Origin of the sequence: Actinobaculum sp. oral taxon 183 str. F0552 (genome assembly GCF_000466165.1) — a bacterium.
Classification (GTDB): domain Bacteria; phylum Actinomycetota; class Actinomycetes; order Actinomycetales; family Actinomycetaceae; genus Peptidiphaga.
Map to the genome: position 1 here is coordinate 1 of NZ_KE951430.1, position 22,790 is coordinate 22,790.

A 22,790-nucleotide genomic window follows, 5' to 3' on the forward strand; every position below is an offset into this window, starting at 1 on the left:
GCCGGGGCCCGGCCCCGCGCCCGCGCATCCCGAGGCGCGGCCGCCGCTGCGCTCGGCGTCGTCGCCGTGCCCGAGTTCGTCACGGCGATCGTCGCCAGCGCGATCCTCTGCCACTGGCTGGGGTGGCTCCCCGTGCTGTCCACCCCGGGAGGCGGCCAGACGGTGTGGGAGCGTCCGATCGTCCTGGCGATGCCGAGTCTGTGCCTGTGGATCGTGTGCTCGGCCTTCCTCTTCCGCCGCGCCAGGGCGCTCATCGCCGCCCACTCCCGGGCCGCCTACGTGGTGGAGGCGGAGCTGGCGGGGATGCCCCGGCGGCGCGTGCTCCTCGCGCATCTCCTGCCCTCGGCCGCGTACGGGATCGGGCAGCTGTTCGCCCAGACCGTCCCCTACCTGCTCGGAGGGACGGTGGTGATCGAAGTGGTCGTCTCCTACCCGGGGCTCGGCTACACCCTCGTCACGGCGGTGACGGACCGGGAGGCGCCGACGGTCATGGCCATAGGGACGGTGCTCATGCTCGCCGCGGCCGTCGCCTTCACGCTCGCCGACCTCGCCGGGCGGAGGAACCAACGCGTGGTGGCGGTGGTGTGATGCGCCGGTCGTTGAGAATCCGATCCGCCGTGGTGACCCTGGTCGTCGCCGCGACGCTCCTCGGCCCCTTCGCCGCCGACTCGGTGGGGGACGGCTCGTCCAGTTCGGCGTTCGCCTACGCCACGGGCGGCCCGATGGGCCTGGGCTACGACTACCTCGGCCGTCCCGTGGCCCCCCAGCTCCTGGCCGGCGGCCAGGCCCTCGTCCTCACGGCGGCGCTCGCCGTCGTTCTCTCGCAGGCGCTCGCCCTGGCCGTGGGCATGTGGATGGCGGTCGGCGGCAGGGCCGTCGCCCTGGTCAGGTTCGGCCTCGACGTCCTGCTCATCGTGCCGATGGTCGTCGTCGCGCTCATCGCCTTCAGGACGACGGGCTCCTCGCTCGTGGCCGCCATCCCGGTGGTCGTCGTCCTGAACCTGCCCTTCGCCACCCGCTACTACCAGGCGGCGGCCGAACCCCTGCTGTCCACCGGGTTCGCCGAGCAGGCCCGGGTGGCCGGCGACCGGCTCCCCACGGTGTGCGCGAGGGAGATCGTCCCCGTCCTGGCCCGCCCGATCCTCACCGAATGCGGCCTCGGCTTCATCTCCGCCGTCTACCTCATGGCCACGGTGTCCTTCCTGGGAGCCGGCGAGGCGGACTCCGGATTCGAGTGGTCGACCATGGTCTCCGAGAATCTGCCCGGGCTGCCGCTCAACCCGTGGGCGTGCCTGGCGCCGGTGGCGGCCATCGTCGCGTTGACGGTTCCGCTCAGCCTCCTCGTGGACGAAACCGGCGCGACGGCGGAGAAGCATGGCACGGATGGGACGGAGAGGAAACGATGAAGCGGAACGACGCGCGGTCGCGCACGCCGGAGGGCTCGGACGCTGCGGAGGCGGCCCGGCAGGAGCCGGTCGAGGCGGCGGAAGGCCGAGGCGGCGCCGAAGAGGCGAGTCGCGAGGCCGGGGAGGCTAGTCGGGGCAGCGCCGCGGAGGCGAGACGACGCGATGGCGCGGATCGGGACGATGCGACCCGGGGCGGCGAGGAGGGCTCGCCGGCCGTCCGGATCCGGGGGCTGAGCGTGTCCGCGGGCGAGCGGCCCATCCTCGACGACGTCGGCCTGGAGCTCGGCCGCGGCGAGCGCGTCGCGCTGGTCGGCGAATCCGGCAGCGGCAAGACGACCCTGTCGCTCGCGCTGCTCGGCCATATCGCGCCGGGCCTGTCCCTGGGAGGCGGCGAGGTCGCCGTCGCCGGCCGGCCCGTCATCCGCGGCGGACGGCCGGTGGGGCGAAAGGCCCTCATGGCGGTCCGCCGATCCATCGGCCGCCTGTGCCAGGACCCGGCCAGCGCGCTGACCCCCACCCACAGGATCGGGCGGCTCGTGGGCGAACTCGCCGAGAACTCCGGAGTCGAGGCCGACGCCGGCGCCCGCGCCCACGCCCTGGAACTGTTCGGCCTGCCCGCCGACCGGCGATTCCTCAGGCGGTTCCCCGCCGAAGTCTCCGGCGGTCAGCGCCGCCGCATCGCGCTCGCGCGGGTCCTGCTGGCACGGCCCGGCATCCTCGTCCTCGACGAGCCCACCGCCGGCCTGGACGAGGCCGCCAGAGACGCCGTCGTCGAACACGTCGCCGTCCTCGCGGCCGAGCTTCGGGCGAGCCTCATCGTCATCACCCACGACCCCGGCGTCGCGGCCCGCCTGGCCGACCGCACACTCGTCATGCGCGACGGCGCCCCCCGGCCGGCCTCGACCTCCGCGTCCGCCTCTGCCGGCCTCTCCGGGGCCGTTTCCTTCGTCTCCGCTCCCGCACCCGTTCCCACGGCGGAGGGCGAAGCGCCTGCAGAGGGCGCGCAGAGCGATTCCCACGCCTCCGCCCCCGGGCTCGCCCCCGCCGCCGTGCCCGACGAACCTCAGGGCGATCGAGTCCCCCTTCCCGACACGAAAGAGCCGGGCAGCCCGACGTGCTGCAAGGACCTCGGCGACCGCCCCCTCACCGACGCAGAGAAGCTGGAAGCGGAGGAACGGGTCCCCCTTCTGGAGGTGAAGGACCTGACGGCCGCCGCTCCCGGTCTGGCCGCGCCGCCCGTAAGCGGCTTCGGCTTCCGCCTCCGTGAAGGCGAAGCCCTCGCCCTGACGGGGCCCTCGGGCAGCGGCAAGTCGACCGTCGCCCGCACCCTCGTCGGCCTGTGGGAGCGACGCGCCGGTCAGGTCCTTCTGGACGGCGCGCCCATGCCCGCCCGCCTGGCGGATGTGCCGAAGGACAGGCGCGGAGCGTTCGCCTGGGTTCCGCAAGATCCGGCGACGTCGGTGAACCCGGCCATGACCTTGGGCCGGTCCCTCCGGCGCGCGGCCGCACGCCGGATCCCCCGCGGCGCGAACGCGAAGCGGCCCGCGCCCGACGGGGGAGTAGCTGAGGGAGCGGCGCCCGTTGAGCGGCCGAGACCTGTTGAACGGACGGGATCCGGTGAGCGGCCGGCCCCCGTCGGGAGGCGATCCGTCGAGGGGGCGGGCGGTAAGGCGGCCGCCGGGCTCGGCGCCGAAGGGAAGACTGCCGGGCTCGGCGTCGAGGAGTGCGCACGCCTCGTCGGCCTTCCCGACGGCTGGGAGAGCCGGTATCCCTCCCAGCTCTCGGGAGGCCAGCTCCAGCGTTTCGCCCTGGCGCGGGCGCTCGCGGGCGGGGCGAAGGTGATGATCCTGGACGAAGTCACCGCCAACCTCGACTCCGTCGCGCGGGACGAGATATGCGAGCTCCTCCGGACGCTCAAGCCGCGGGTGGCGATGCTCGTCATCACCCACGACCGGGCCGTCGTCAAGTCCCTGTGCGACCGCGAGATCCCACTGGGGTGAGCGGGCCCCGGCTGTTCTCGACCGCCGCCGGCATTCCCTCGTCGCCGGGCTGTCACGGTCACCGATTCCTCCGTCATCAGGCTGTCACCCTGCGTCATTTCGCACACCTATTGCCACGCGTTGGATTCCCTCGTTACCGGGGCTACCGGGCTGTCGCCGTCGTCCGGAGTCGACCTACTGCGGGATGCCGTCTTTCCGCTTCGCCTGTCTCGGCTTCTCCGCGCACGGGAAAATGGGCATAGGAAAACCGCTCCATGACGGCCCGGAAGCCGACAGAGGGAGGCGGTGTCTGGGCGTAGTCTACCGGGCGAACGAAGCCATGGCTCCGCTTATCCGCCTTCGCCCCGCCACCTGGCGAGCAGCTCGTACCCGTCGTGGCCGCGCACCGTCGGCACGTCGGCCCAGGCCCGCCCGGCGCTCGGCGCCTCGCGCTGGATCGGGACGCCGTGGGAGAGGACTTGCTCGACCGCGTCCAGCTCGCGAATGGCGATTCCCGCCACTCGCGAAGGGTGCTCGCGGGCGAGGTCGGCGTAGACGTACGGGTCGTGTTGGCCGTCGTCGCCGACGAGGATCCACCGGATGTCGGGGAAGGCGATGAGGAGGTTGCGCAGCTGGGTCTTCTTGTGCTCCTGGCCTGAGCGGAAGAGGCCGGTCGGCGTCGGCCCCCAGTCGGTCAGGAGGAGCGGGCCGGCGGGGAACCCGTTGGCGCGTATGAAGTCCTCGAGCGTCGGCGCCGTGTTCCAGGCCCCCGTCGACAGGTAGAACACGGGGTCTGCGGGATCGTCGAGCAGCGCGGCGTAGAACTCGGCCATCCCGGGGACGGCTTGCCGGGCGTTGGTGCGGCGGACGAAGGAGTTCCACGCCGCCAGGAACGGACGCGGAAGCCAGGTGACCACGATCGTGTCGTCGACGTCGGAGACGATCCCCGTGCGAACGCCCGGATCGACGATGACGACGGGCGCCCGCGCCCCCGCACCCGCGACGGGCGTGATGAGGGCTTCGTGCACGCCCGGCTCGAGCCCGTGGCCCTCGACGAGGAGGTCGATGTAGCCGGAGGCGTCGGTGTGGGTCTCGATCGTCGTGCCGCCGATGGACACTGTCACGGGCAGATAGCCGACCTGAGTCGTGAAGAACTGGTGCCAGCCGCGCTGTGCCCGCTCGGGGATCAGGCTTCGCGCGGAGTCTGCCTCGTCGGGAGCCGCCATGACGGCTCGCGCGAGGACGCGCAGGGAGTCCGAGCCGTATCCCGTGTAGGGCAGTATCTTCGGCTTCCAGCCTCGCTTGCGCAGGCGGACGATGCCTCGGCGGTTGTATTCCTGCTCGAATCGGCGGACGAGATCTGCTAATCCCATCCGGCAAGCCTAACTTACGAGTCGGCTAGCCTAGCGCATGGGTTGGCGGGCTTTGGGCGTGAGTCGGGGCGCGCGAGTTGGCGATCCTTGGGCGCGGGTTTAGCGAGCCTGGCTCGTGAGCGTTTCGCCCGTCGGCCTGATGGGTTTACTCGTCGGCTTGACAGCTGCCCGGTGAAACTCACGGTCGGGCTGCTCGTCATCCGGTGGAACTCATCTTTTGTTGATTTCACCGGTCGCTTTACCGGTGAAATCTGCCTGCAACCGGGGTTTCACCGGGCGACGAGAGACAGCGACCGAGGTTTCACCGGGCGATAAGGCCGGTTGTAGAAGCGGCTCAACGAATGCGATCCCTCGAGTCGTTGAGCAGGCGGGCCTGCAGATCCCTTCGGGCCCACAGATCCCTCGGCAACTCGGCCCCCCCTGGACGGGCCTACAGTTCCCTTGACCCGTCGGGCGGGCAGGGCTACAATCGTCCGCACAACAGAAAACTTCTGAGCTTGTGCCAAATGTGTGCTCGTTTTCCCGCCACTCCGTGGGGTAGAAAACGAGCATTTTTTGTGCTCGAAACCGATTGGAGAGTTGCAATGGGGCGATTCTTACTGGGAATCGACAATGGCGGTTCAGTGTCGAAGGCCGCCATCTACGACGTCGACGGGACGATGGTCTCCGTGGCGTCCACGCCGGTGCCCTCCGAAGCCGTGAAGGCCGGATGGAGCGAACGGAACATGGATCTGCTGTGGAAGTCCAATCTGGACGCCATGCGGCAGATCGTCCAGGTCAGCGGCGTGGACCCCGCCGATATTCTGGGGATCACCTGCACAGGACACGGCAACGGCGTCTATCTCGTCGACGGACAGGGCGACCCGGTGCGCAACGGGATCGTCTCGAACGACAGCAGGGCCGCGAAGCTCGTCGAGCGATGGAGCGAGGGCGACCGATACAACGCGCTGTACCTCGATTCGACGATGCAGCAGATCTTCACCGGGGCTCCCATCGCCCTCCTGGCCCATCTCGCCGAGAACGAGCCGGAGTCGATGCGCCGGACGCATTCGATCCTGATGATCAAGGACTACATCCGGTTCAAACTCACCGGCAGGCTCGGCCTGGAGATCACGGACGCCTCGTGCACCAACTTGCTGGACATGCGCACTCGCCGGCTCACCACCGAGAACTTCAAGGAGCTCGGTGTGGGGGACTGGGAGGGGAAGCTGCCCGACCTCGTCGGATCCAACGAGGTGGTGGGCGGCGTCCTCAAGGAGGTCGCCGACTACACCGGGCTGAAAGAGGGAACCCCCGTCTTCGGCGGGATATCGGACATCTCGGCGTCGGCGATCGGATGCGGGGCCGTGGAGGACTACCAGCCCGCCATCATCACCGGCACGTGGTCCATCAACGAGTTCTTCGCGCCCGAACCCGTTGTGGACCCCGACCTGTTCATGACCTCGCTCGCGCCGTTCGACGACCGCTATCTGATCATGGAGGCCTCGCCCACGTCCGCCGCGAGCCTGGACTGGCTGGTCAACCGCGTCCTGAAGCGAACCCCCGGCTTCGCGCAGGCCGAGTCGCAGGACGTGTACGAATGGTGCAATGACATCGTCTTCTCGGGCGACGTCGAGCCGCGTGACGTCGGCTTCATGCCCTACCTCTACGGCTCCAACCTGCACCCGAACGCGCTCGGAGGCTGGTTCTCGCTGTCGAACGCCGACGGCCTGGAGCAGCTGCTGTACTCGCTGTACGAGGGCGTGGCCTTCTCCCACCGCGAGCACGTCCAGCGGCTGCGCGGCTACGCGGACCTGCTCTCTCCCGCGCGCATCACGGGCGGCGTCACCAATTCGGCGCCGTGGACGCAGATGTTCGCCGACGTTCTCGCGCTGCCCCTCGAAACGGTGAACGCCCCGCAGTCCGGGATTCTCGGCGCGGTCATCGTGGCGGCCGTCGGCGCCGGCGTCTACCCGTCGGTCCGCGAGGCCGCTTCGACGATGGTGACGGGCGGCGAGGAGATCCGCCCGGACGGGCAGAGGGAAGGGCTGTTCCAGAAGCGCTACGCCGCGTGGAAGGAGACGGTCGATCGGTTCTGACGGCGGAGCCCGGTGTCGGCCGCGGCCCAGCGATTGAGGTCCGGACGCGGCCGGGGCCCGGACGAGGCGGCGAGGCTAGGGCCCGGCGCCCGGGCTTCGACGATTGAGGCCCGGATACGACCAGGACTCGGCGGCTGGGGCGGCCGGGCGAGCGGCCGGCCGGACAGGGTGAGGGCCCCGGCGGACCGGCCTTGGCTGGCCTCGGATAGAGCCGGGAGGTTGGAGGCCCGGCCCCGGGGAACCGGCTCGGGAACGGGCCCGGCGAACGAAAGGAAACGAGAGAGGAAAGGAGAGGAAGAATGCCCGACAAGCCAATCGTCCCCACGGGCTCGGCGACGGTGATCCCTTCGGTCCACCGCCTCGCCGCCCTCGACAGGGCGCTCGAGGCCGACGCGCCCGCCGTCCTGCTGACCGACGCCCACATCGGCAACGTCCACGCGCTCGCCGACCGCTGCCACGAGGCGGGCAAGGCGATCCTCGTCCGCCCGGACCTCATGGAGGGCCTGCGCGCCGATAAACTGGGGCTGACCATCCTGGCGAAGGACATAGGGGTCGACGGCATCTTCACCGGCTCGGCCGCCACCGCCCGACTGGCCCAGCAGGCGGGCATGTCCGTGTACTGGAGGTTCTTCCTGCTCGACTCGCGCGCCTTGGAGACCGCGGTCGTCCAGGCCGCCCATTCCCTGTGCGACGGCTTCGAGCTCGTCCCCGGCCCGGCCGCCCTGGCGCAGGGGGCGCCCCTGATCGACGAGGCGGGCGACAGGCCCGTCATCGCCGGCGGATTCGTCAACAGCCGGGAAGTCGCGAGCTCCCTGTTCGCCGCCGGCTTCTCCGGGGTCACCACCAGCGAACAGAGCCTGTGGCCGCCGGGCCCGGCGGCTTGACGGAAGTCATTGTCAATACTCGGAGTCCCTCGGATTCCCTTATGAAAGGCAGGAAGGCCACTATGACAACGAGAATTCTGTGTGTGGCGGACGGCGGGATCACCCCCGCGATGATGTCCGCGCTGAAAGAGCTGGAGAGCTACGACGCGGAGGTGACGATCGTCGAGGACTCCCAGATGACGTCCATGGCGGAGATAACCGACCGCATGGGCGTGATCGAGCGGGCGGGGATCGACGCGGCCCCGACGTGTCCGGAGCTCCTGGCGAACTGCGCCGAGGCGGACGTGATAGTGGTCCACGTCGCCTCCGTGAACCGAGAGGTCATCGACGCGGCCCCGAACCTGAAACTCGTGTGCGTGCTGAGAGGAGGATACGAGAACGCCGACGTGGAGTACCTGAAGTCCAAGGGGATCCGGTTGACGAACGCGCCCTGGCGGTCGGCCAACGCGGTGGCCGACTTCACCGTCGGGATGATGATCGCCGAGAACAAGAACATCGCGCGCAGCCACCACTTCCTGAAGGAGGGCAAGTGGGTGAAGAGGTATCCCAACCAGCCGTTCATACGAGACATGAGGAAATGCACCGTCGGCCTCGTCGGGTTCGGCTTCATCGGCTCCCGCGTCGCCAAGCGGCTCAGCGGCTTCGAGTGCCGCGTCGTCGTCTTCGACCCCTACGTCGACGCGAAGGAGATCGAGGCGCACGGCGTGGACGTGGCCGACTCCCTGGAGAGCCTGCTCGAAGCCTCCGACTTCGTCTCCCTGCACATGCGGATCTCCAGCGACACCCACCACATGATCGACGCCGAGGCGCTCCGGCGCATGAAGCCGACCGCGTACCTCGTCAACACCGCCCGCGCGGACCTCGTCGACGAGGAGGCGCTGGTGGACGCCCTGCGCGGCCACCGGATCGGGGGAGCGGCCATAGACGTGTACGCCGAGGAGCCCATCGGCACGGACCACCCCTACCTGAGCCTCGACAACGTCACCCTCGTCTCGCATCTGGCGGGGACCTCCGCCGATACGATGCAGACGTCGGTGGAGATCGGCTACGAAGACCTGGAGGCCTACCTGAAAGGCGAGGAACTGATCAATCGCCGTGCATAACGGACGCCGGCCGCTGATGTGCCCTGGTGCGCTCGATATCGGCTTAGTCGATCCGTCGATCGCCGCGCATGACGGGCGTGCGCCGGTGCGGGCGCGATCGCCGTCGAAGAGCATGCGGAAGGCAGCCGGCGGGTGCGCGGGCGTGGCCGTTGCGTGCCTGGGCCGCCGAGGAGTGCGTGAGGTCGCCGACGCGTCTGCGCACGGGCGAGGCCACCGTCAAGGAAAACGGGCGAGGCCCGTCAAAAACCTTCCACTATAAGAATCCACCCATTATAAAAATCCACTAAAAATAAACAAGGAGAAATGAATGTCAGGCGTATCGATGCGAATGGGCCAGCTCTTCGACAGGGAATCGGGGCGGGCGTTCGTCGTGGCCTTCGACCACGGGCAGGCGCTTCCGATCCCGGAGGGGCTGGGGAATCCAGTCGACCTGCTTGAGAGGATCATCGCCGGAGGGCCCGAGGGGATCCTGCTGACCGCGGGGATGCTGTCCCAGTCCCAGCACCTCTTCTCCCACCGGCAGGCTCCCGCGGCGATCGTCCGAGCGGACTGGACCACCCTCGACAAGAGGATGCAGTCGGAGCTGGGAGAGCAGTACCGCTCCCTCATCACACCCGGCGAGGCGCTCGCCCTGGGGGCGTCCGCCCTGTGCACGTACATCATCGGGTGGCCCGCGGAAGGCAGGATGTTCGCCGAGAACATCGAGAACGTGGCCCGCACCGTTCACCAGGCCCACGCCGTCGGCCTGCCCGTGATCGTCGAGGCGACCCTCTGGGGGTCGCGGATGAGCGACAAGAAGGACCATCAGCTGCTGCGCCAGATGTGCCGGATCGCCGCCGAGCTCGGCGCCGACGCCCTCAAGACGGAGTTCGTCGGCGACGAGGAGGCCGAGCGCGTGATGATCGAGGAAGCGGGGAACATCCCCGTCCTCACCCTGGGCGGCGCGGCGGCTTCGCCGGAGGAGGTCGCCGCGGCCGCGCGCGGCGCCATCGCCAGCGGCGCCAAGGGCCTGATTTTCGGGCGGAACGCCTGGCAGGTTCCGGACATGGAGGGGGCGATGAGGGAACTGTCCCGCATCGTCCACGGGTAGCGGGTCGCGCCGACGACGTACATGGCTTCCGCGGCAAGCTGTCCCGCCCCGTCCGCGGGCGGGGGCGGCTTTTCGTCCACGAGTGGCGGCTGCCGACTCCGCATTCGCGGTTGGTTGCCGTGGCGGACCGGCCTGATGCGGCGGGTGGCTGCGGCGGAGCGGCGGCGATGGTGACGAGCATCCTTGTTCCAGTTCGTCGTCGCGGCTGGCGGCTGCTGTCTCGGCTCGCCGCCGTGGTGAGCGGCTCGCCCTGTTCCGCCGCTGCCGCAGTCGGTTCGTCGGTCGGTTCGCTGCCGCCGTACAAAACGGCCGAATGCTATGCGACGGCCGGGCTCAGCGTTCGGCATCCGCCCTGTCGCGAACGGGATCGGATGCCGAACGGCCCGGCCATCGGCCAGTTGGTGCCGTCAGCCAGTCGATCATCGGGGTTGTTCGCCCAGCCAATTGGCCTATCGACCCGGCAGCCGCGTTGTTCGTCGGGCCATCCGCTGCGTTGCCCGGTGAAACTTACTTCACTTGGCGGGCGACCGGTGAAACTCACGGTCGGGCTGCTCGTCATCCGGTGAAATCTGCCTACAGTCGAGGTTTCACCGGGCGACGAGGGCAAGGAGCCGGCCCGCCCAAGCCATCTGTCCGCCCCGACTGCTCGGGTCAGGAAGCTGGGGCAAAGGGCCGGCCGCAGCGACCGGACGCAGGGGCCGTCTGCTTGAGACAACCGATGGGCTGATCGCGTGGGTCCAGCGGAATCCCCTGCTACGCTCCCTCTATGACGCCCCAGCCGAACCCTAAGACGCCGCACCCGGATGATCGCACCGCCAGCGTTGCCGATCACACCGCCCATTTCGCGGAGAACCGCGCCAACTGGGATGACCGCGCCGCCTTTCACGAGGCCAGCGGCTACGGCATCGCCGAACTCCTCGCCTCACCCGACGCCATCACCCAGGAGGTCTCCCAGGACGCCGGGCGCCTCGGGGATCTGGCAGGCCTCGACGTCATCCACCTCCAGTGCCACCTGGGCCTGGACACCGTCTCCCTGTCGCGGCTGGGGGCGGCGCGCGTCGTCGGCCTCGACATCTCGCCGGAGTCGCTCCGCCGGGCCCGCAGCCTGGCCGCGCGAGCCGGGGCCGACGTCGAGCTGGTCGAGGCCAACGTCTACGACGCCCGCACCGCCGTCGCGGGCTCCTTCGACCTCGTCTACACCACCCTCGGCGTTCTGTGCTGGCTGCCGGACATCGAAGCATGGGCTCGTGTCGTCGCCTCCCTCCTGCGCCCCGGAGGCCGCCTGCTGCTGCGCGACGATCACCCCGCCTTCATGGCCGTGGGGGACGACGTCGCCCACGGGCTCACCCTGCACGAGCCCTATTTCCAGCAGGCCGAGCCCATGACTTGGGAGGACGACGGATCCTACGTCGCCGTGCCCGACGGGACTCCGCCGATCGCCCGCACCCGCAACCACCAGTGGAATCACGCGGTGGGGGAGATCCTCACGGCCGTCCTCCGCGCCGGGCTCGTCCTCGACGAGGTCGCCGAAACACGCGTCTCCGCCTGGTGCCGCTGGCCGGACCTCATGGAGCCCTGCGAGGGCGGCTACCGCTTCGCCGATCCGGCGATGCGTGAGGTGCTCCCGCTCCAGCTGCTCGTCGCCGCGCACCGGCCGGCTGCCGGTTCATCCGCTGGCGACTCGCCCTCTGCCGACTCGCTCGCTGGCGGCTCCACTGCCAGTCCATCCACCGCCGGCTCGCCCTCTGGCGGATCGATTGACGGCTCGCCCGCTGGTGGATCGCCGGCTGATGGCTCTGCCGGCCCGTCGGCTGACGGCCCGGCGGGGCGGGCGCGAGAAGTCGGCTAGCCTGGTGACATGCTCCTCGCGTTTTCCATCTCCCCGCAGACATCCAACCAGCCCGACGGCTCCGTCTCGCAGGCTGTGGCCGCCGCCGTCAGGGTCGTGCGCGAATCCGGCCTTCCCAACGAGACGACGTCCATGTTCACGACCGTCGAGGGAGAATGGGAGGAGGTGATGGCCGTCGTCAAGCGCTGCGTCGACGCCGTCGCCGAGCGCACGCCGCGCATCAGCCTGGTCATGAAGGCCGACATCCGCCCCGGGCACACCGGCCAGCTCACCGCCAAGGTCGAGCGGATCGAGAAGATCCTCGACTCATAGCCTCCCGGGTCCGCCATCGCCGCAGCACCCGCCCGCCATCGCCGCAGCACTCTGCCCCTCTCGTAGCACCCGCCTGCCGTCACCGCAGCGCCTTGGGCAGCGTTGCCTTCGCCGTGCGGGGGAGTCTGGCGATTTCCTCGGCCATTCCGGCGACGAACGCGTGCCGCTGGCTTTCGGGCATGCGCTCGATGGGAGTCGAGATGGAGATCGCCACGTGCGAGGTCTTCCCGATCGTCAGGGGGATGGCGACGCAGGCGATGCCGGGCTCGCACTCGCCGATCTCCTGCGTCCAGCCCTCTTCGTCGAGCCGGGCGAAGTTCTCCCGGACGGCCCGCTCCAGTTCCTTCAGACCTGCAGGGGATTCGCCGTCCAGGCCGGGGTCGGAGAGGAACCACGGCAGTTCGGCCTCGCGGTCGGGGCGGACGCCGATGAGGGCGCGCCCGAGGCTCGTGCGCACGGCCGACGCCTCCCGCCCGATCTGGGAGACGACGCGGATCGCGCGATCGGGCTCCACCTTGTCGAGGTAGACGATGTGCTGCCCTGTGAGGGCGCCGAGATGGACGAGTTCGTTGAAACGGAGGCTCACCGCCGCCAGTGCGGGGTGCAGGGCCTCGACGACGCGCTCGGTCGTGGTCTTGTAGTTGGCGATGGGGCGGATCCCCTCGCCCAGGCGGTAGTGCCCGGTGGACTCGTCCTGCTCGACCCAGTGGTATTCGCGGAGGGTGGCGAGGGTGTTGTGGACCGTCGCCTTGTTGATGCCGAGCTCCTTGGAGATCGCGGTCAGGGGGACGCCGTCGGCCGGGTTGACGGCGAGGAACTCCAGGATCCGCAGCGCACGGGCCACGCTCGCCAGCGGTTTGTTGGCACCCATGCGGCCATTCTATGGGCTGTGCGGATTCTATGGGCTATTCGGGCTCGTTTCCGATCTTCCCTGGCCTAACCTCCCTGGGGCTTGGCCTCTCGCTTCGGCAGGAGACGATTCCTTCGCCTTGGCGGGGGACGACGGATTCGAGGGCTGGCTCGGCGCAGCCCCGCACGCCGCTGCTGTGATCTGGATCGCAATGCCGGGCGCCCGCTCGCTATTTCCGCCGTCCAGGTGGAAGATGTTCTCACACAGATAAACGAATGTTTCACATAGCTGAACATTCCATGATTTAGTTCAACGGTGATCTCATGGAACTGACTATCGGCGGCCTCGCCTCCCGTGAGGAGTTCGAGCGGGCCGGCATCGGCCTCCCCGCCTTCGACGTGGCGCGGATGCAACGCGATGGCAGGCTCGATCCGCGCTGGGTCCACATCGGACCGGGCAACATCTTCCGCATCTTCATCGCCCGCCTCGCCCAGGAGATGACGGCGGCCGGCCACCGCTGGCCCGTCACGGCCGTCGTCCCCCTCGATCCGGTCGAGCTCGACGTGCAGCTGGCTCGCCACGATCTCATGACCCTGGGCGTGACCCTCAACCCGGACGGCACCCGCGGCCTGGACGTGATCGCGGGCGTGTGCGAGGGCCTGGCCACCCGTCGCGAGGAGGACTCCCTCCGGTTCGCCGAGATCGCGCGCAGCGACCGGGCGGCGCTCGTCAGCCTGACGATCACCGAGAAGGGCTACGCGGTCCGCGACTCGGCGGGCCGCCTGACCGGCGCCGTCGCCGAGGAGATCGCCTCCGACCCGCGCGGCCGGCACTCCCACGCCATGGCGCTCCTCGCCGGGTTCCTGCTCCACCGCTACGAGGCGGGCGGGGCGCCGATCACCCTCCTGTCGTGCGACAACTTCAGCCACAACGGAGACAAGCTGCGCGACTCCGTCCTGACGATCGTGGACGGGTGGACGGCGGCCGGAAGCGTCCCGAGGGGATTCGCCGAATGGGTGAGGGACCGCGAGAAGGTGGCCTTCCCCATCTCCGTCATCGACAAGATCACGCCCCGGCCCAGTGAGTCCGTCGCCGCCGACCTGGCCGGCCTCGGGTTCTCCGACATGGGCGTCGAGACGCCTGTGAGCACGCCGCTCGCGGGCTTCGTCAACAGCGAGCCGGCCGAGTACCTCGTCGTCGAGGACGCCTTCGCCGCCGAACGGCCGCCCTTCGAGGACTTCGGAGTCCACGTCGTCGAGCGGCGGGTGTGCGACGACTTCGAGCACATGAAGGTCACGACCTGCCTCAACCCCCTCCACACCGCGCTCGCGGTGGCCGGATGCCTTCTGCGCTTCCCGACGATCGACTCGGAGATGCGCGACCCCGCTCTGGCCGCCCTCGTCCACCGTCTCGCCTGGGACGAAGGGCTGCCGGTGGTCGTGAACCCGGGGATCGTCGCACCGGCGGATTTCCTCACGGAAGTCGAGCGCGTGCGCTTCCCCAACCGATACCTGCCCGACGACCCCGCACGGATCGCCATGGACACCTCGCAGAAGCTCCCGATCCGCTTCGGCGAGACGCTCAAGAAGTACATCGACCGCGGACTCGACCTCGACTCGCTGACCGCCATGCCGCTCGTCTTCGCCCTGTGGTGCCGCTACCTCATGGGCGTCGCCGACGACGGCGACCCCTTCGCCCTCTCGCCCGACCCGCTGCTCGACGAACTCCGCGAGCACGTCGAGTCCCTGGAACTCGGGGACGGGGCCCGCACCGGATCCCGAGACGGCGCGCGTGAGGCGGAGGTCCACGCCGCCCTCGAGCCGATCCTGTCCAATCCGGCGATTTTCGCCGTCGATCTCTACGACACCCCGCTGGCGGCCAAAGTCGAGGCGCTGTTCGCCCGGCTGATCGCCGGCCCGGGTGCCGTGCGCGAAACCCTGAATGAGGAGACCGATCAGAAATGAAAATGACCTTCCGCTGGTTCGGAGAGGGATTCGACCCCATCCCTCTCGGGCACATCCGTCAGATCCCCGGCATGACGGGCATCATGGGGGTCCTCGACCAGTACGCCGCGGGCGAGGCGTGGGAGCGGTCCGCGATCGCCGGGCTCGTCGGCCAGGCCGACGCCGCCGGCCTAGAATGCAAGGTCATCGAGTCCGTCAACGTCCACGAGGACATCAAACTCGGCGGCGGAGCGCGCGACGAGTACATCGCGAACTACTGCACCACCTTGGAGAACCTCGCCGAGTACGGCGTCGAAGTCGTCATCTACAACTTCATGCCCGTCTTCGACTGGCTGCGCACGGAGCTCTACCACGAGACCGAGGACGGCTCCACCTGCCTGTACTACAACCACGCCGACGTCGAGGGCATGACGCCGCTGGAGATCGTCGAGCGCACGGCCCGCGACTCCGGCGGCTTCACGCTTCCCGGCTGGGAGCCCGACCGGCTCTCGCTCCTGGAGGAGGTCCTCGCCCGGTACGAGGGCATGACCGCCGACCAGCTGCGCGAGAACTACAGGTACTTCCTGGAGGGCGTCATCCCGACCTGCGAGCGCGTGGGCATCCGGATGGCCGTCCACCCCGACGACCCCGCCTGGGAGCTCTTCGGCATTCCCCGCATCTGCAACTCGCGCGACGACCTCGACAGGATCGTCCGGCTCGTCGACTCCGAGGCGAACTCTCTGTGCGTGTGCTCGGGCTCGCTCGGGTCCGACCCGGCCAACGACGTTCCTGCGATCTTCCGCGAATTCGGCGAGCGCGGCCGCATCGCCGCGGCCCATGTCCGCAACGTCAAGCACCTGGGGGACAGGCACTTCCGAGAAGCCGCCCACCTGTCCAGCGACGGCAGCCTGGACATGGAGGCCATCGTGGAGGCCATCCACGACACCTGCCCCGACGTCTACGTGCGCCCCGACCACGGCCGCATGATCTGGGGCGAGACCGGACGGCCCGGATACCCGCTGTACGACCGCGCCCTGGGCGCCGTCTACCTCAACGGGCTCTACGAAGCCGTCTCCAAGCTCAAGGCCCGCGCCTGAAAACGCGCACGCCCGCCGCCGCGGTCGCACGGACGCCGCCGGGATCGGCGCCGATCCATTGCGCCCGGGCGGAGGACGGCATCGACGCGCCCTCCCGGAAGCGCCCCAGGCCCGGACGGCGGGCGCGGACAGCACAGACAAAGGAGAAGCAAGAAACATGGCAGATACGCGTGCCGGGCTGCTCGACGCCCTGCTCGACGCCAACCCCGTCGTCCCCGTCGTCGTCGTCGACGACCCGGACGACGCCGTCCCGGCCGGCCGGGCCCTGCTCGCCGGGGGGATCCGGTGCGCGGAGGTCACCTTCCGCACGCCGGCCGCCGACCGTGTGATCGCCGCGATGAGCTCAGTCGAGGGCTTGACGGTCGGCGCGGGAACCGTCCTCGACGCCGATCAGGCCAGGCTCGCGATCGATTGCGGTGCGCGCTTCCTCGTCTCCCCGGGGTTCTCAGATCCGGTGGCCGACGTATCCGAGGCCTCCGGCGTCCCGTTCCTGCCGGGAGGCGCCACGCCGACCGACGTCATCCGGATCCTCGGGCGCGGGTTGAGCACCGTCAAGTTCTTCCCCGCCGAGGCGATGGGCGGCCTGCCCGTCCTGACAGCCTTCGCCGGTCCCTTCCCGCAGGTCTCCTTCGTCCCGACAGGCGGTATCGGCCCCGGCAGCGCCGCCGAATGGCTCGCCGCCCCCTTCGTCAGGAGTGTCGGAGGCTCGTGGATGATCTCCCGGGCGGACGTGAGGAACCGCGAATGGGCGAGGATAACGCGTCTATCGGCCGACGCCGTACGGCTGGCGCGCGCCAGCCGCCGGGCCGAGGGCGCCGCAGGCGCGCAACCCGCCGGGGAGGAGCGATGAGCGCCGGCGAGGCAAGGCCGGCCGGGGCGGGCCGGACGGACGCTTCGCAGGGCTTGGCAGGCGCGAGCGCCCCCCGCAGGAGCCCGGAAGGCCGGGCGGACGCCGCGGTGAGCCCGCGCCCGGAGGGGGAATGCGCCTATGACATCGTCTCGCTCGGCGAGGTCATGCTCCGCCTCGACCCCGGCGAGGGACGCATCCGCACGGCTCGGAGCTTCGCCGTCTGCGAGGGGGGCGGCGAGTACAACGTCGCCCGCGGCCTGCGCCGGTGCTTCGGCGAGCGCGGGGCGATCGTCACGGCGCTCGTCCGCGACGAAGTCGGGCGCCTGGTCGAGGACCTCATGCTCGCCTCCGGCCTCGACACTCGGTTCGTCCAGTGGGTGCCCTCCGACGGCGTCGGCCGGTCCGTGCGCAATGGCCTGAACTTCACCGAGCGGGGCTTCGGCATCCGCGGAGCCGTCGGCTGCTCCGACCGCGGACACACCGCCGTCTCGCAGATGCGGCCCGACGCCGTGGACTGGGACCGTCTCTTCGGCGAGCTCGGCGTGCGCTGGCTCCACACGGGCGGGATCTTCGCCGCCCTCTCCGACGCCTCGGCGGAAGTGGCCAGGGCCGCGATGGAGGCGGCCCGGCGCCACGGCACACTCGTCTCCTACGACCTCAACTACCGCCCGTCGCTGTGGAGATCGAACGGAGGCCGGGCCAGAGCCCGCGAGGTCAACCGCGAGCTGGCGGGTCTCGTCGACGTCATGATCGGCAACGAGGAGGACTTCACGGCGAGCCTCGGATTCGAGGTCGAAGGCACCGATGCGAGCCTGTCCACCCTGCCGGTCGACTCGTTCAAGGCGATGATCGAACGGGTGCAGGCCGAATACCCGGGCTTCCAGGTGATCGCCACGACCCTGCGCCGGGTGCGCACGGCCACCGTCAACGACTGGGGCGCCATCGCGTGGGCTCGCAACGGCGGCTTCGCGCAGGCCGTCCAGCGCGACGGGCTGGAGATCCTCGACCGGGTCGGCGGCGGCGACTCCTTCGCCTCGGGCCTGATCTACGGGCTCCTGGAGTACGGCGACGTCCGCACGGCCGTGGAATACGGAGCGGCACACGGGGCGCTGGCCATGACCACCCCCGGAGACACGTCGACGGCCAGCCTGGAAGAGGTCAGGCGGCTCGTCGAGGGAGGCGGTGCCAGAGTCCAGAGATAGGCGACAGGGCGGGGCCATGGCGACGAGCGTGCGCCATCGCCTCCGCCGCCGGACGCCAGACCGGCGTATCACGCAGCAGACCACACGCTCCCCGCCGGGACTCAATGACGAACGCCCCGGCTTCACCCTCAAGGAGACCACATGTCAGAAAAGGTGTCTACGCCGACGAAGCAGACACTTGCCGAGCGCACGACGGCGGACCTCGTCAAAGCGGCCATGTCCGGCTGGCTCGGAACGGCCCTCGAGTTCATGGACTTCCAGCTGTATTCGCTGGCCGCGGCCCTCGTATTCTCGGAGCTCTTCTTCCCCAAAGGCAACCCCGGCATCGCCGTCGTGTCCGCGATGGCCATCTACGGCGTCGGATACGTCGCCCGGCCCATCGGGGCATGGTACTTCGGACGGCTCGGCGACCGCATCGGACGCAAGAAAGTCCTCTACATCACCATCGCCCTGATGGGAGTGGCGACCACCCTCATCGGCTTCCTGCCGACCTATCAGCAGATCGGCCTGTTCGCGCCGATCCTGCTCGTCCTCCTCCGCCTCATCCAGGGGTTCGGCGCCGGCGCCGAAATCGCCGGAGCCTCGGTGATGCTGGCCGAGTACGCCCCGCCCAGGCGGCGCGGGATCATCTCGTCGTTGGTCGCCCTCGGGACGAACTCGGGAACCCTGTTCGCCTCCCTCGTCTGGTTCCTCCTCGTTCAGTTCACCTCCGAGCAGCAGCTCATCGACTGGGGGTGGCGCATCCCCTTCGTCGGGTCCGTCCTCGTCATGGCCCTGGCCGTCTACATCCGCCTCCACCTGAAGGAGACCCCGGTCTTCGAGGCGACCCAGGAGGAGCTCCTGGAGGCCTACGACAGGCCGCTGCCCAAGGCCGGCGACGGCGACGCGCACGCGGTCGCCAAGCCGATCGCCAAGCCGACGGAGAGGATCTCCGTCAAGGCCTTCCTGGCAGCCTCGGCGCTCCGCTTCGGGCAGTCCGGCAACTCCGGGATGGTCCAGACCTACCTGGTCTCCTTCCTCGCCGTGAACCTCCTCTTCTCCAAGGCGGTGGCCACCCAGATCGTCATCTACTCCTCGATCCTCGGATTCCTCACGGTCCCGCTCGTCGGCATGCTCGGCGACCGGTTCGGACGGCGGACGGTCTACCGCGCGATAACCGCGATCGGCATGGTCGTCATCGTCCCGTGCTTCCTCGGCATCGTCCACGGGGTGGGGACGCACACCGTCCCGACGAAGGTGGACGGCAAGATCGTCGAGTACTTCGACCAGCCGGCCCTGTGGTTCTACATCTCCTACATCCTGCTGCACAACCTCACGGTCCTCGCGTTCTTCTCCCTTGAGAACATCACGATGGCGGAGATGTTCGGCGGCCAACGCCGCTACGAGGCCCTGGCCCTGTCCAAGGAGCTGCCGAACCTCCTGACGGCCGGCTTCGGCCCGCTCGTCGCCGCCTGGCTGGTCACGCTCTTCTCGGGTTCGTGGATTCCCCTGGCCTGTCTTATGTTCTTCTATACGGGGACGACACTCGTCGCCGCACTCGTCATGCCCGAGGTCACAGACCGTGACCTCACTGAACCGAAGGATGCCATGTGATGAAAGCAGTAACAGTATTCGGAGCCGGCGACCTGCGCGTCGTCGAGGTCGAGGACCCGCAGGCCGGCTCCGGGCAGGTGCGCGTAGCCATGGAATGGGGCGGCATCTGCGGATCCGACCTCGGCTACTGGAAGCACGGGGCCACGGGCACGGCCATCCTGCGCGAGCCCCTCGTTCTGGGGCACGAGGTGGCCGGGCGGATCGACCAGATCGGCGACGGCGTCGAAGGCCTGGAGATCGGGCAGGCCGTCACCTTCAATCCGGCGACCCTGGTCGGCGACCATGTCATGCCCGCCCACCTCGAGGGCCGCGACAACCTGTGGCCGGAGGTTCGCTACTTCGGCTCGGCGGCCTTCCTCCCCCACGAACAGGGCGGATTCTCCACCTACCGGGTGGTGCGGGCCGAGCAGATCCGTCCGCTTCCCGACTCGGTCTCGACCCGCCACGGCGCCGTCGCCGAACCCCTCGGCGTGGCGATCCACGCCGTCGGCCGGGCCGGGAACGTGGCCGGCAAGAGGGTCCTGGTCAACGGCGCCGGCCCGATCGGCGCGCTCGTCGTCGCCGCGGCCAAGCACGCCGGGGCCGGCGAGGTGTGGGCGGCCGACTTGTCCGCGCCGGCCCTGGCGGTCGCCGCGGGCATGGGCGCCGACCGAGTCGTCGACCGGTCGGCCGGCGAAGAGCTGCCGCAGGACGTCGACGTCGCCTTCGACGCGTCCGGCGCACCGCGCGCCCTGGGCGACGTCTTCCTCGCCGTCGTGCGCGGAGGCCGGTTCGTCCAGGTCGGCAATCTGCCGGCGGGCGAGGCGCCGGTCGCCCTCGGCCAGCTCGTCACCCGCGAGATCGAGTACGTCGGATCCTACCGGTTCGTCGACGAAGTGACCGACGCCGTGCAGGCGATGGCCGACGGACTCGACGTCGAACCCCTGATCACGCACACCTTCGGCATCGACGAGGCCCAGCGGGCCTTCGAGACCGCGGGCGACCGGACGACGGGATCCTCGAAGGTCTTGATCGAGCTCGGCTGAGGAAGCGCCGATCCGATCGGAAGCGCTGAGTCGGGGGATCAGGGGAGTCCGATCGTCAGGAGGGGAGCCCGTTCGGCTGGGCGATCACCGGGCCGAACGGGCTCCCCTCCTTTCGGGCCGCCCCAGGGCGGCGAAAGGTGCGATGCCATGGCTGCGACGGGCTCCGCGCCCTGCGAGCCTTCCGCCATGCCCGTATCGGATGCTCGCCGGGAGGCCCCGATGCCTTGACGACACGTCTTGACTTGCCTCTAGCTGACGCGTCGCCCCGCCGCGCATCCGTGCGGCGGGGCGACGAGGCGGCGGCGTCTCAGGCCACGATGAACAGCATCGCCGACAGGGCGAAGACCATGAGCGATTCGATCGCCTGCTGGATCGTCCAGGTCCGCAGCGTCGTGGCGGTGTCCATGCCCAGGAGCCGGCCCACCAGCCAGAAGCCCGAGTCGTTGACGTGCGAGGCGAACACCGATCCGGCGGCCGTGGCCAGGGTGATCGCGATGACCTGGAGCTCGCTGAAGTCGCCCGCCATGACGCCCGAGGCCATGAGGCTGGCCGTGGTCGTCAGCGCGACCGTCGCCGAGCCTTGGGCCAGGCGCAGCGCGACGGCGATGATGTAGGCGGCCAGGATCACCGGGATGCCGATGCCGTCGAGGAAGAACTTCAGGGCGTCGCCGATGCCGGCGGACCGCAGCACCCCGCCGAACATGCCTCCCGCCCCGGTGATGAAGACGACCGAGGCGATGGGGCCCAGGGCCGAGTCGAGCAGCTTCTCCAAGGCGGATCCGTGCGCTCCGCGTCGCGATCCGAGGACGGGGATGGCGATGAGGACCGCGATGAGCAGCGCGATGCCCGACTGGCCGAGCAGCGTGAATACCTTGGCCCACGCGGGCAGGTGGACGCCGGACAGGTCCGGCTTGGAGTTCGCGCCGATCTTGTAGTCGCCGAACATGCCGGCCTTCGTCATGAAGTCGACGCTCGTGTTCAGGAGGATGAGGAGCATCGGCAGGAGGAGCATGAGGACCACGACTCCCACCCGGGGCGGGTTCTTCACGGGCTCGGCCTTCCCGCCGAAGATCGTCCCGGAGATGTCGATGTGGGGGAACTTCCTCGCGCAGTAGCGCCCCCACAGGACGCCCGTGACGTAGAAGGTGGGGATGGCGAAGATCACCCCGACGATCATGAGGTATCCCAGGTTCGCCCCGTAGAAGGAGGACGCGGCGACCGGCCCGGGGTGCGGCGGGACGAAGACGTGCATGACGGAGAAGGCGACGGCCGTGGGGAAGGCGTAGAGGAGGATCGGGCCGCCCAGGCGCCTGGCTACCGCGAAGACGATCGGCAGCATGACCACCAGTCCGGCGTCGAAGAACATGGGGAAGCCCAGGAGGAGGGAGGCGAAGCCGAGGGCCATCGGGGCGCGTTTCTCCCCGAACTTGTCGATCATGTAGTCGGCGAGGGCCTGCGCCCCTCCCGAGTCCTCGACGAGTTTGCCGAGCATCGCCCCCAGTCCGACGAGGATGCCGACTGTGCCGAGCGTGGAATTGAAGCCCTCCATGACCGTCTCGTAGAGCTTGTCCGTGGAGATCCCGGCGGCCACCGCGGTCAGCACCGAGACGACGACGAGCGTGAGGAATGCGTGGAGTTTGAAGACGATGACGAGCAGGAGGATCAGTGCGATCGCCGCGGCGGCGATCGCCAGGAGTAGGCCGGGCGATGTCTTGCCCACCCACTCTCCGTCTTTGATGAAGACTTTCCCTCCGCCTTTTCCATCGAGTTTGAGCGGGGAGAAAGCCAAGTCCTGTAATGGGTGGGCGATCATGGCGGGTCATCTCCATTGAACGGGGAGCGGCGTGCGGACCCGGCCGGGCTCTCCCGGCCCGGGCCGCGCGTCCAGCTCGGGCGTGTACGTGTTCGGATTGCAGATGCGCGGCGGCTTTGCCTCGCAAGACTGTGATCGACATAATAGTACTACTTATTCGGTTTCGCCAAGGCGCCCCCTGCGACCCCCGGCGGACCGCCGACGGCTCGACGATGGATCGCGATGGACATGGATCAGGATGGCAGCGACGACGCTCCGGCACGGGCGCCTGACGACGCTCCGGCCCCGGCACGCGGCGGCGCCGAGGGGGACCCGCGAAGGCGCTCTGGCGCGGCGCCCGGCC

At 69.5% G+C, this 22,790-nt stretch carries 19 protein-coding genes; 16 read left to right on the forward strand and 3 right to left on the reverse strand.

Annotated elements, in window-relative coordinates; genetic code table 11:
* The 3 genes from HMPREF0043_RS05865 to HMPREF0043_RS05875 all read left to right on the forward strand — a co-directional run.
* The coding region (locus tag HMPREF0043_RS05865) for an ABC transporter permease subunit (RefSeq protein ID WP_021602035.1) at positions 1–588 on the forward strand (588 nt) is incomplete at its 5' end.
* 11 nt (positions 589–599) lie between these two features.
* Entirely contained in the window at positions 600–1,406 is an 807-nt protein-coding gene (locus HMPREF0043_RS05870) for an ABC transporter permease subunit (RefSeq protein ID WP_232206053.1), read from the forward strand.
* Complete coding sequence (locus tag HMPREF0043_RS05875) at positions 1,403–3,406, forward strand: ABC transporter ATP-binding protein (protein WP_021602037.1); 2,004 nt, start codon at positions 1,403–1,405, stop codon at positions 3,404–3,406. Before HMPREF0043_RS05870 ends, HMPREF0043_RS05875 begins: the two co-directional genes overlap by 4 nt.
* 329 nt (positions 3,407–3,735) lie before the next feature.
* Here the strand turns inward: HMPREF0043_RS05875 and HMPREF0043_RS05880 are convergent, their stop codons facing one another.
* Positions 3,736–4,758 carry an App1 family protein gene (locus tag HMPREF0043_RS05880; protein ID WP_021602038.1) on the reverse strand — a complete coding sequence of 341 codons (1,023 nt, stop codon included), beginning with the start codon at positions 4,756–4,758 and terminating at the stop codon, positions 3,736–3,738.
* 584 nt (positions 4,759–5,342) lie between these two features.
* Here HMPREF0043_RS05880 and HMPREF0043_RS05885 point away from each other — a divergent pair.
* The 7 genes from HMPREF0043_RS05885 (at position 5,343) to HMPREF0043_RS05910 (ending at position 12,074) form a co-directional block, all read left to right on the forward strand.
* On the forward strand, positions 5,343–6,836 hold the full coding sequence (locus HMPREF0043_RS05885) for an FGGY-family carbohydrate kinase (RefSeq protein WP_021602040.1): 1,494 nt from the start codon (positions 5,343–5,345) through the stop codon (positions 6,834–6,836).
* A gap of 299 nt (positions 6,837–7,135) precedes the next feature.
* Positions 7,136–7,720 (forward strand): glycerol-3-phosphate responsive antiterminator, encoded by a 585-nt coding sequence (locus HMPREF0043_RS05890; RefSeq protein WP_021602041.1) that lies wholly within the window; start codon positions 7,136–7,138, stop codon positions 7,718–7,720.
* Positions 7,721–7,782: 62 nt separating this feature from the next.
* Entirely contained in the window at positions 7,783–8,823 is a 1,041-nt protein-coding gene (locus HMPREF0043_RS05895) for a 2-hydroxyacid dehydrogenase (protein WP_040317974.1), read from the forward strand.
* A 307-nt stretch (positions 8,824–9,130) separates the two neighbouring features.
* On the forward strand, positions 9,131–9,913 hold the full coding sequence (locus HMPREF0043_RS05900; protein ID WP_040317970.1) for a class I fructose-bisphosphate aldolase: 783 nt from the start codon (positions 9,131–9,133) through the stop codon (positions 9,911–9,913).
* Between the two features lie 167 nt (positions 9,914–10,080).
* Positions 10,081–10,479, forward strand: coding sequence for a hypothetical protein (locus tag HMPREF0043_RS11100; protein WP_021602045.1), 399 nt, complete (start codon positions 10,081–10,083; stop codon positions 10,477–10,479).
* A 200-nt stretch (positions 10,480–10,679) separates the two neighbouring features.
* Positions 10,680–11,762 (forward strand): class I SAM-dependent methyltransferase, encoded by a 1,083-nt coding sequence (locus HMPREF0043_RS05905; protein ID WP_021602046.1) that lies wholly within the window; start codon positions 10,680–10,682, stop codon positions 11,760–11,762.
* 9 nt (positions 11,763–11,771) lie between these two features.
* Positions 11,772–12,074, forward strand: coding sequence for a thiamine-binding protein (locus HMPREF0043_RS05910; protein WP_021602047.1), 303 nt, complete (start codon positions 11,772–11,774; stop codon positions 12,072–12,074).
* Positions 12,075–12,153: 79 nt separating this feature from the next.
* On the opposite strand, the gene HMPREF0043_RS05915 is transcribed toward HMPREF0043_RS05910, so the two are convergent.
* On the reverse strand, positions 12,154–12,945 hold the full coding sequence (locus HMPREF0043_RS05915; protein WP_021602048.1) for an IclR family transcriptional regulator: 792 nt from the start codon (positions 12,943–12,945) through the stop codon (positions 12,154–12,156).
* 302 nt (positions 12,946–13,247) lie between these two features.
* Here HMPREF0043_RS05915 and HMPREF0043_RS05920 point away from each other — a divergent pair, with 302 nt between their 5' ends.
* The 6 genes from HMPREF0043_RS05920 to HMPREF0043_RS05945 all read left to right on the forward strand — a co-directional run bounded on the left by HMPREF0043_RS05920 (position 13,248) and on the right by HMPREF0043_RS05945 (position 20,634).
* Positions 13,248–14,888, forward strand: a complete 1,641-nt coding sequence (locus HMPREF0043_RS05920) for a mannitol dehydrogenase family protein (RefSeq protein WP_021602050.1) — start codon at positions 13,248–13,250, stop codon at positions 14,886–14,888.
* A complete protein-coding gene (locus tag HMPREF0043_RS05925) occupies positions 14,885–15,964 on the forward strand; it encodes a mannonate dehydratase (protein WP_021602051.1) in 1,080 nt (359 codons plus the stop codon). Before HMPREF0043_RS05920 ends, HMPREF0043_RS05925 begins: the two co-directional genes overlap by 4 nt.
* 157 nt (positions 15,965–16,121) lie before the next feature.
* Positions 16,122–16,814 (forward strand): bifunctional 4-hydroxy-2-oxoglutarate aldolase/2-dehydro-3-deoxy-phosphogluconate aldolase, encoded by a 693-nt coding sequence (locus tag HMPREF0043_RS05930; RefSeq protein ID WP_021602052.1) that lies wholly within the window; start codon positions 16,122–16,124, stop codon positions 16,812–16,814.
* Entirely contained in the window at positions 16,811–18,016 is a 1,206-nt protein-coding gene (locus HMPREF0043_RS05935; RefSeq protein WP_021602053.1) for a sugar kinase, read from the forward strand. The genes HMPREF0043_RS05930 and HMPREF0043_RS05935 overlap by 4 nt, the downstream gene beginning before the upstream one ends.
* A gap of 141 nt (positions 18,017–18,157) precedes the next feature.
* On the forward strand, positions 18,158–19,609 hold the full coding sequence (locus HMPREF0043_RS05940) for an MFS transporter (protein ID WP_021602054.1): 1,452 nt from the start codon (positions 18,158–18,160) through the stop codon (positions 19,607–19,609).
* Entirely contained in the window at positions 19,609–20,634 is a 1,026-nt protein-coding gene (locus HMPREF0043_RS05945; protein WP_021602055.1) for an L-idonate 5-dehydrogenase, read from the forward strand. Before HMPREF0043_RS05940 ends, HMPREF0043_RS05945 begins: the two co-directional genes overlap by 1 nt.
* 307 nt (positions 20,635–20,941) lie before the next feature.
* Here the strand turns inward: HMPREF0043_RS05945 and HMPREF0043_RS05950 are convergent, their stop codons facing one another.
* Positions 20,942–22,447, reverse strand: a complete 1,506-nt coding sequence (locus tag HMPREF0043_RS05950; protein WP_021602056.1) for a GntP family permease — start codon at positions 22,445–22,447, stop codon at positions 20,942–20,944.
* Between the last annotated feature and the right edge of the window lie 343 nt (positions 22,448–22,790).

Coding starts and splice junctions, on each gene's coding strand:
- HMPREF0043_RS05875 (WP_021602037.1), top strand. CDS start 1,403: ATGAAGCGGAACGACGCGCGGTCGCGCACGCCGGAGGGCTCGGACGCT.
- HMPREF0043_RS05880 (WP_021602038.1), bottom strand. CDS start 4,758: ATGGGATTAGCAGATCTCGTCCGCCGATTCGAGCAGGAATACAACCGC.
- HMPREF0043_RS05885 (WP_021602040.1), top strand. CDS start 5,343: ATGGGGCGATTCTTACTGGGAATCGACAATGGCGGTTCAGTGTCGAAG.
- HMPREF0043_RS05890 (WP_021602041.1), top strand. CDS start 7,136: ATGCCCGACAAGCCAATCGTCCCCACGGGCTCGGCGACGGTGATCCCT.
- HMPREF0043_RS05895 (WP_040317974.1), top strand. CDS start 7,783: ATGACAACGAGAATTCTGTGTGTGGCGGACGGCGGGATCACCCCCGCG.
- HMPREF0043_RS05900 (WP_040317970.1), top strand. CDS start 9,131: ATGTCAGGCGTATCGATGCGAATGGGCCAGCTCTTCGACAGGGAATCG.
- HMPREF0043_RS11100 (WP_021602045.1), top strand. CDS start 10,081: ATGGTGACGAGCATCCTTGTTCCAGTTCGTCGTCGCGGCTGGCGGCTG.
- HMPREF0043_RS05905 (WP_021602046.1), top strand. CDS start 10,680: ATGACGCCCCAGCCGAACCCTAAGACGCCGCACCCGGATGATCGCACC.
- HMPREF0043_RS05910 (WP_021602047.1), top strand. CDS start 11,772: ATGCTCCTCGCGTTTTCCATCTCCCCGCAGACATCCAACCAGCCCGAC.
- HMPREF0043_RS05915 (WP_021602048.1), bottom strand. CDS start 12,945: ATGGGTGCCAACAAACCGCTGGCGAGCGTGGCCCGTGCGCTGCGGATC.
- HMPREF0043_RS05920 (WP_021602050.1), top strand. CDS start 13,248: ATGGAACTGACTATCGGCGGCCTCGCCTCCCGTGAGGAGTTCGAGCGG.
- HMPREF0043_RS05925 (WP_021602051.1), top strand. CDS start 14,885: ATGAAAATGACCTTCCGCTGGTTCGGAGAGGGATTCGACCCCATCCCT.
- HMPREF0043_RS05930 (WP_021602052.1), top strand. CDS start 16,122: ATGGCAGATACGCGTGCCGGGCTGCTCGACGCCCTGCTCGACGCCAAC.
- HMPREF0043_RS05935 (WP_021602053.1), top strand. CDS start 16,811: ATGAGCGCCGGCGAGGCAAGGCCGGCCGGGGCGGGCCGGACGGACGCT.
- HMPREF0043_RS05940 (WP_021602054.1), top strand. CDS start 18,158: ATGTCAGAAAAGGTGTCTACGCCGACGAAGCAGACACTTGCCGAGCGC.
- HMPREF0043_RS05945 (WP_021602055.1), top strand. CDS start 19,609: ATGAAAGCAGTAACAGTATTCGGAGCCGGCGACCTGCGCGTCGTCGAG.
- HMPREF0043_RS05950 (WP_021602056.1), bottom strand. CDS start 22,447: ATGATCGCCCACCCATTACAGGACTTGGCTTTCTCCCCGCTCAAACTC.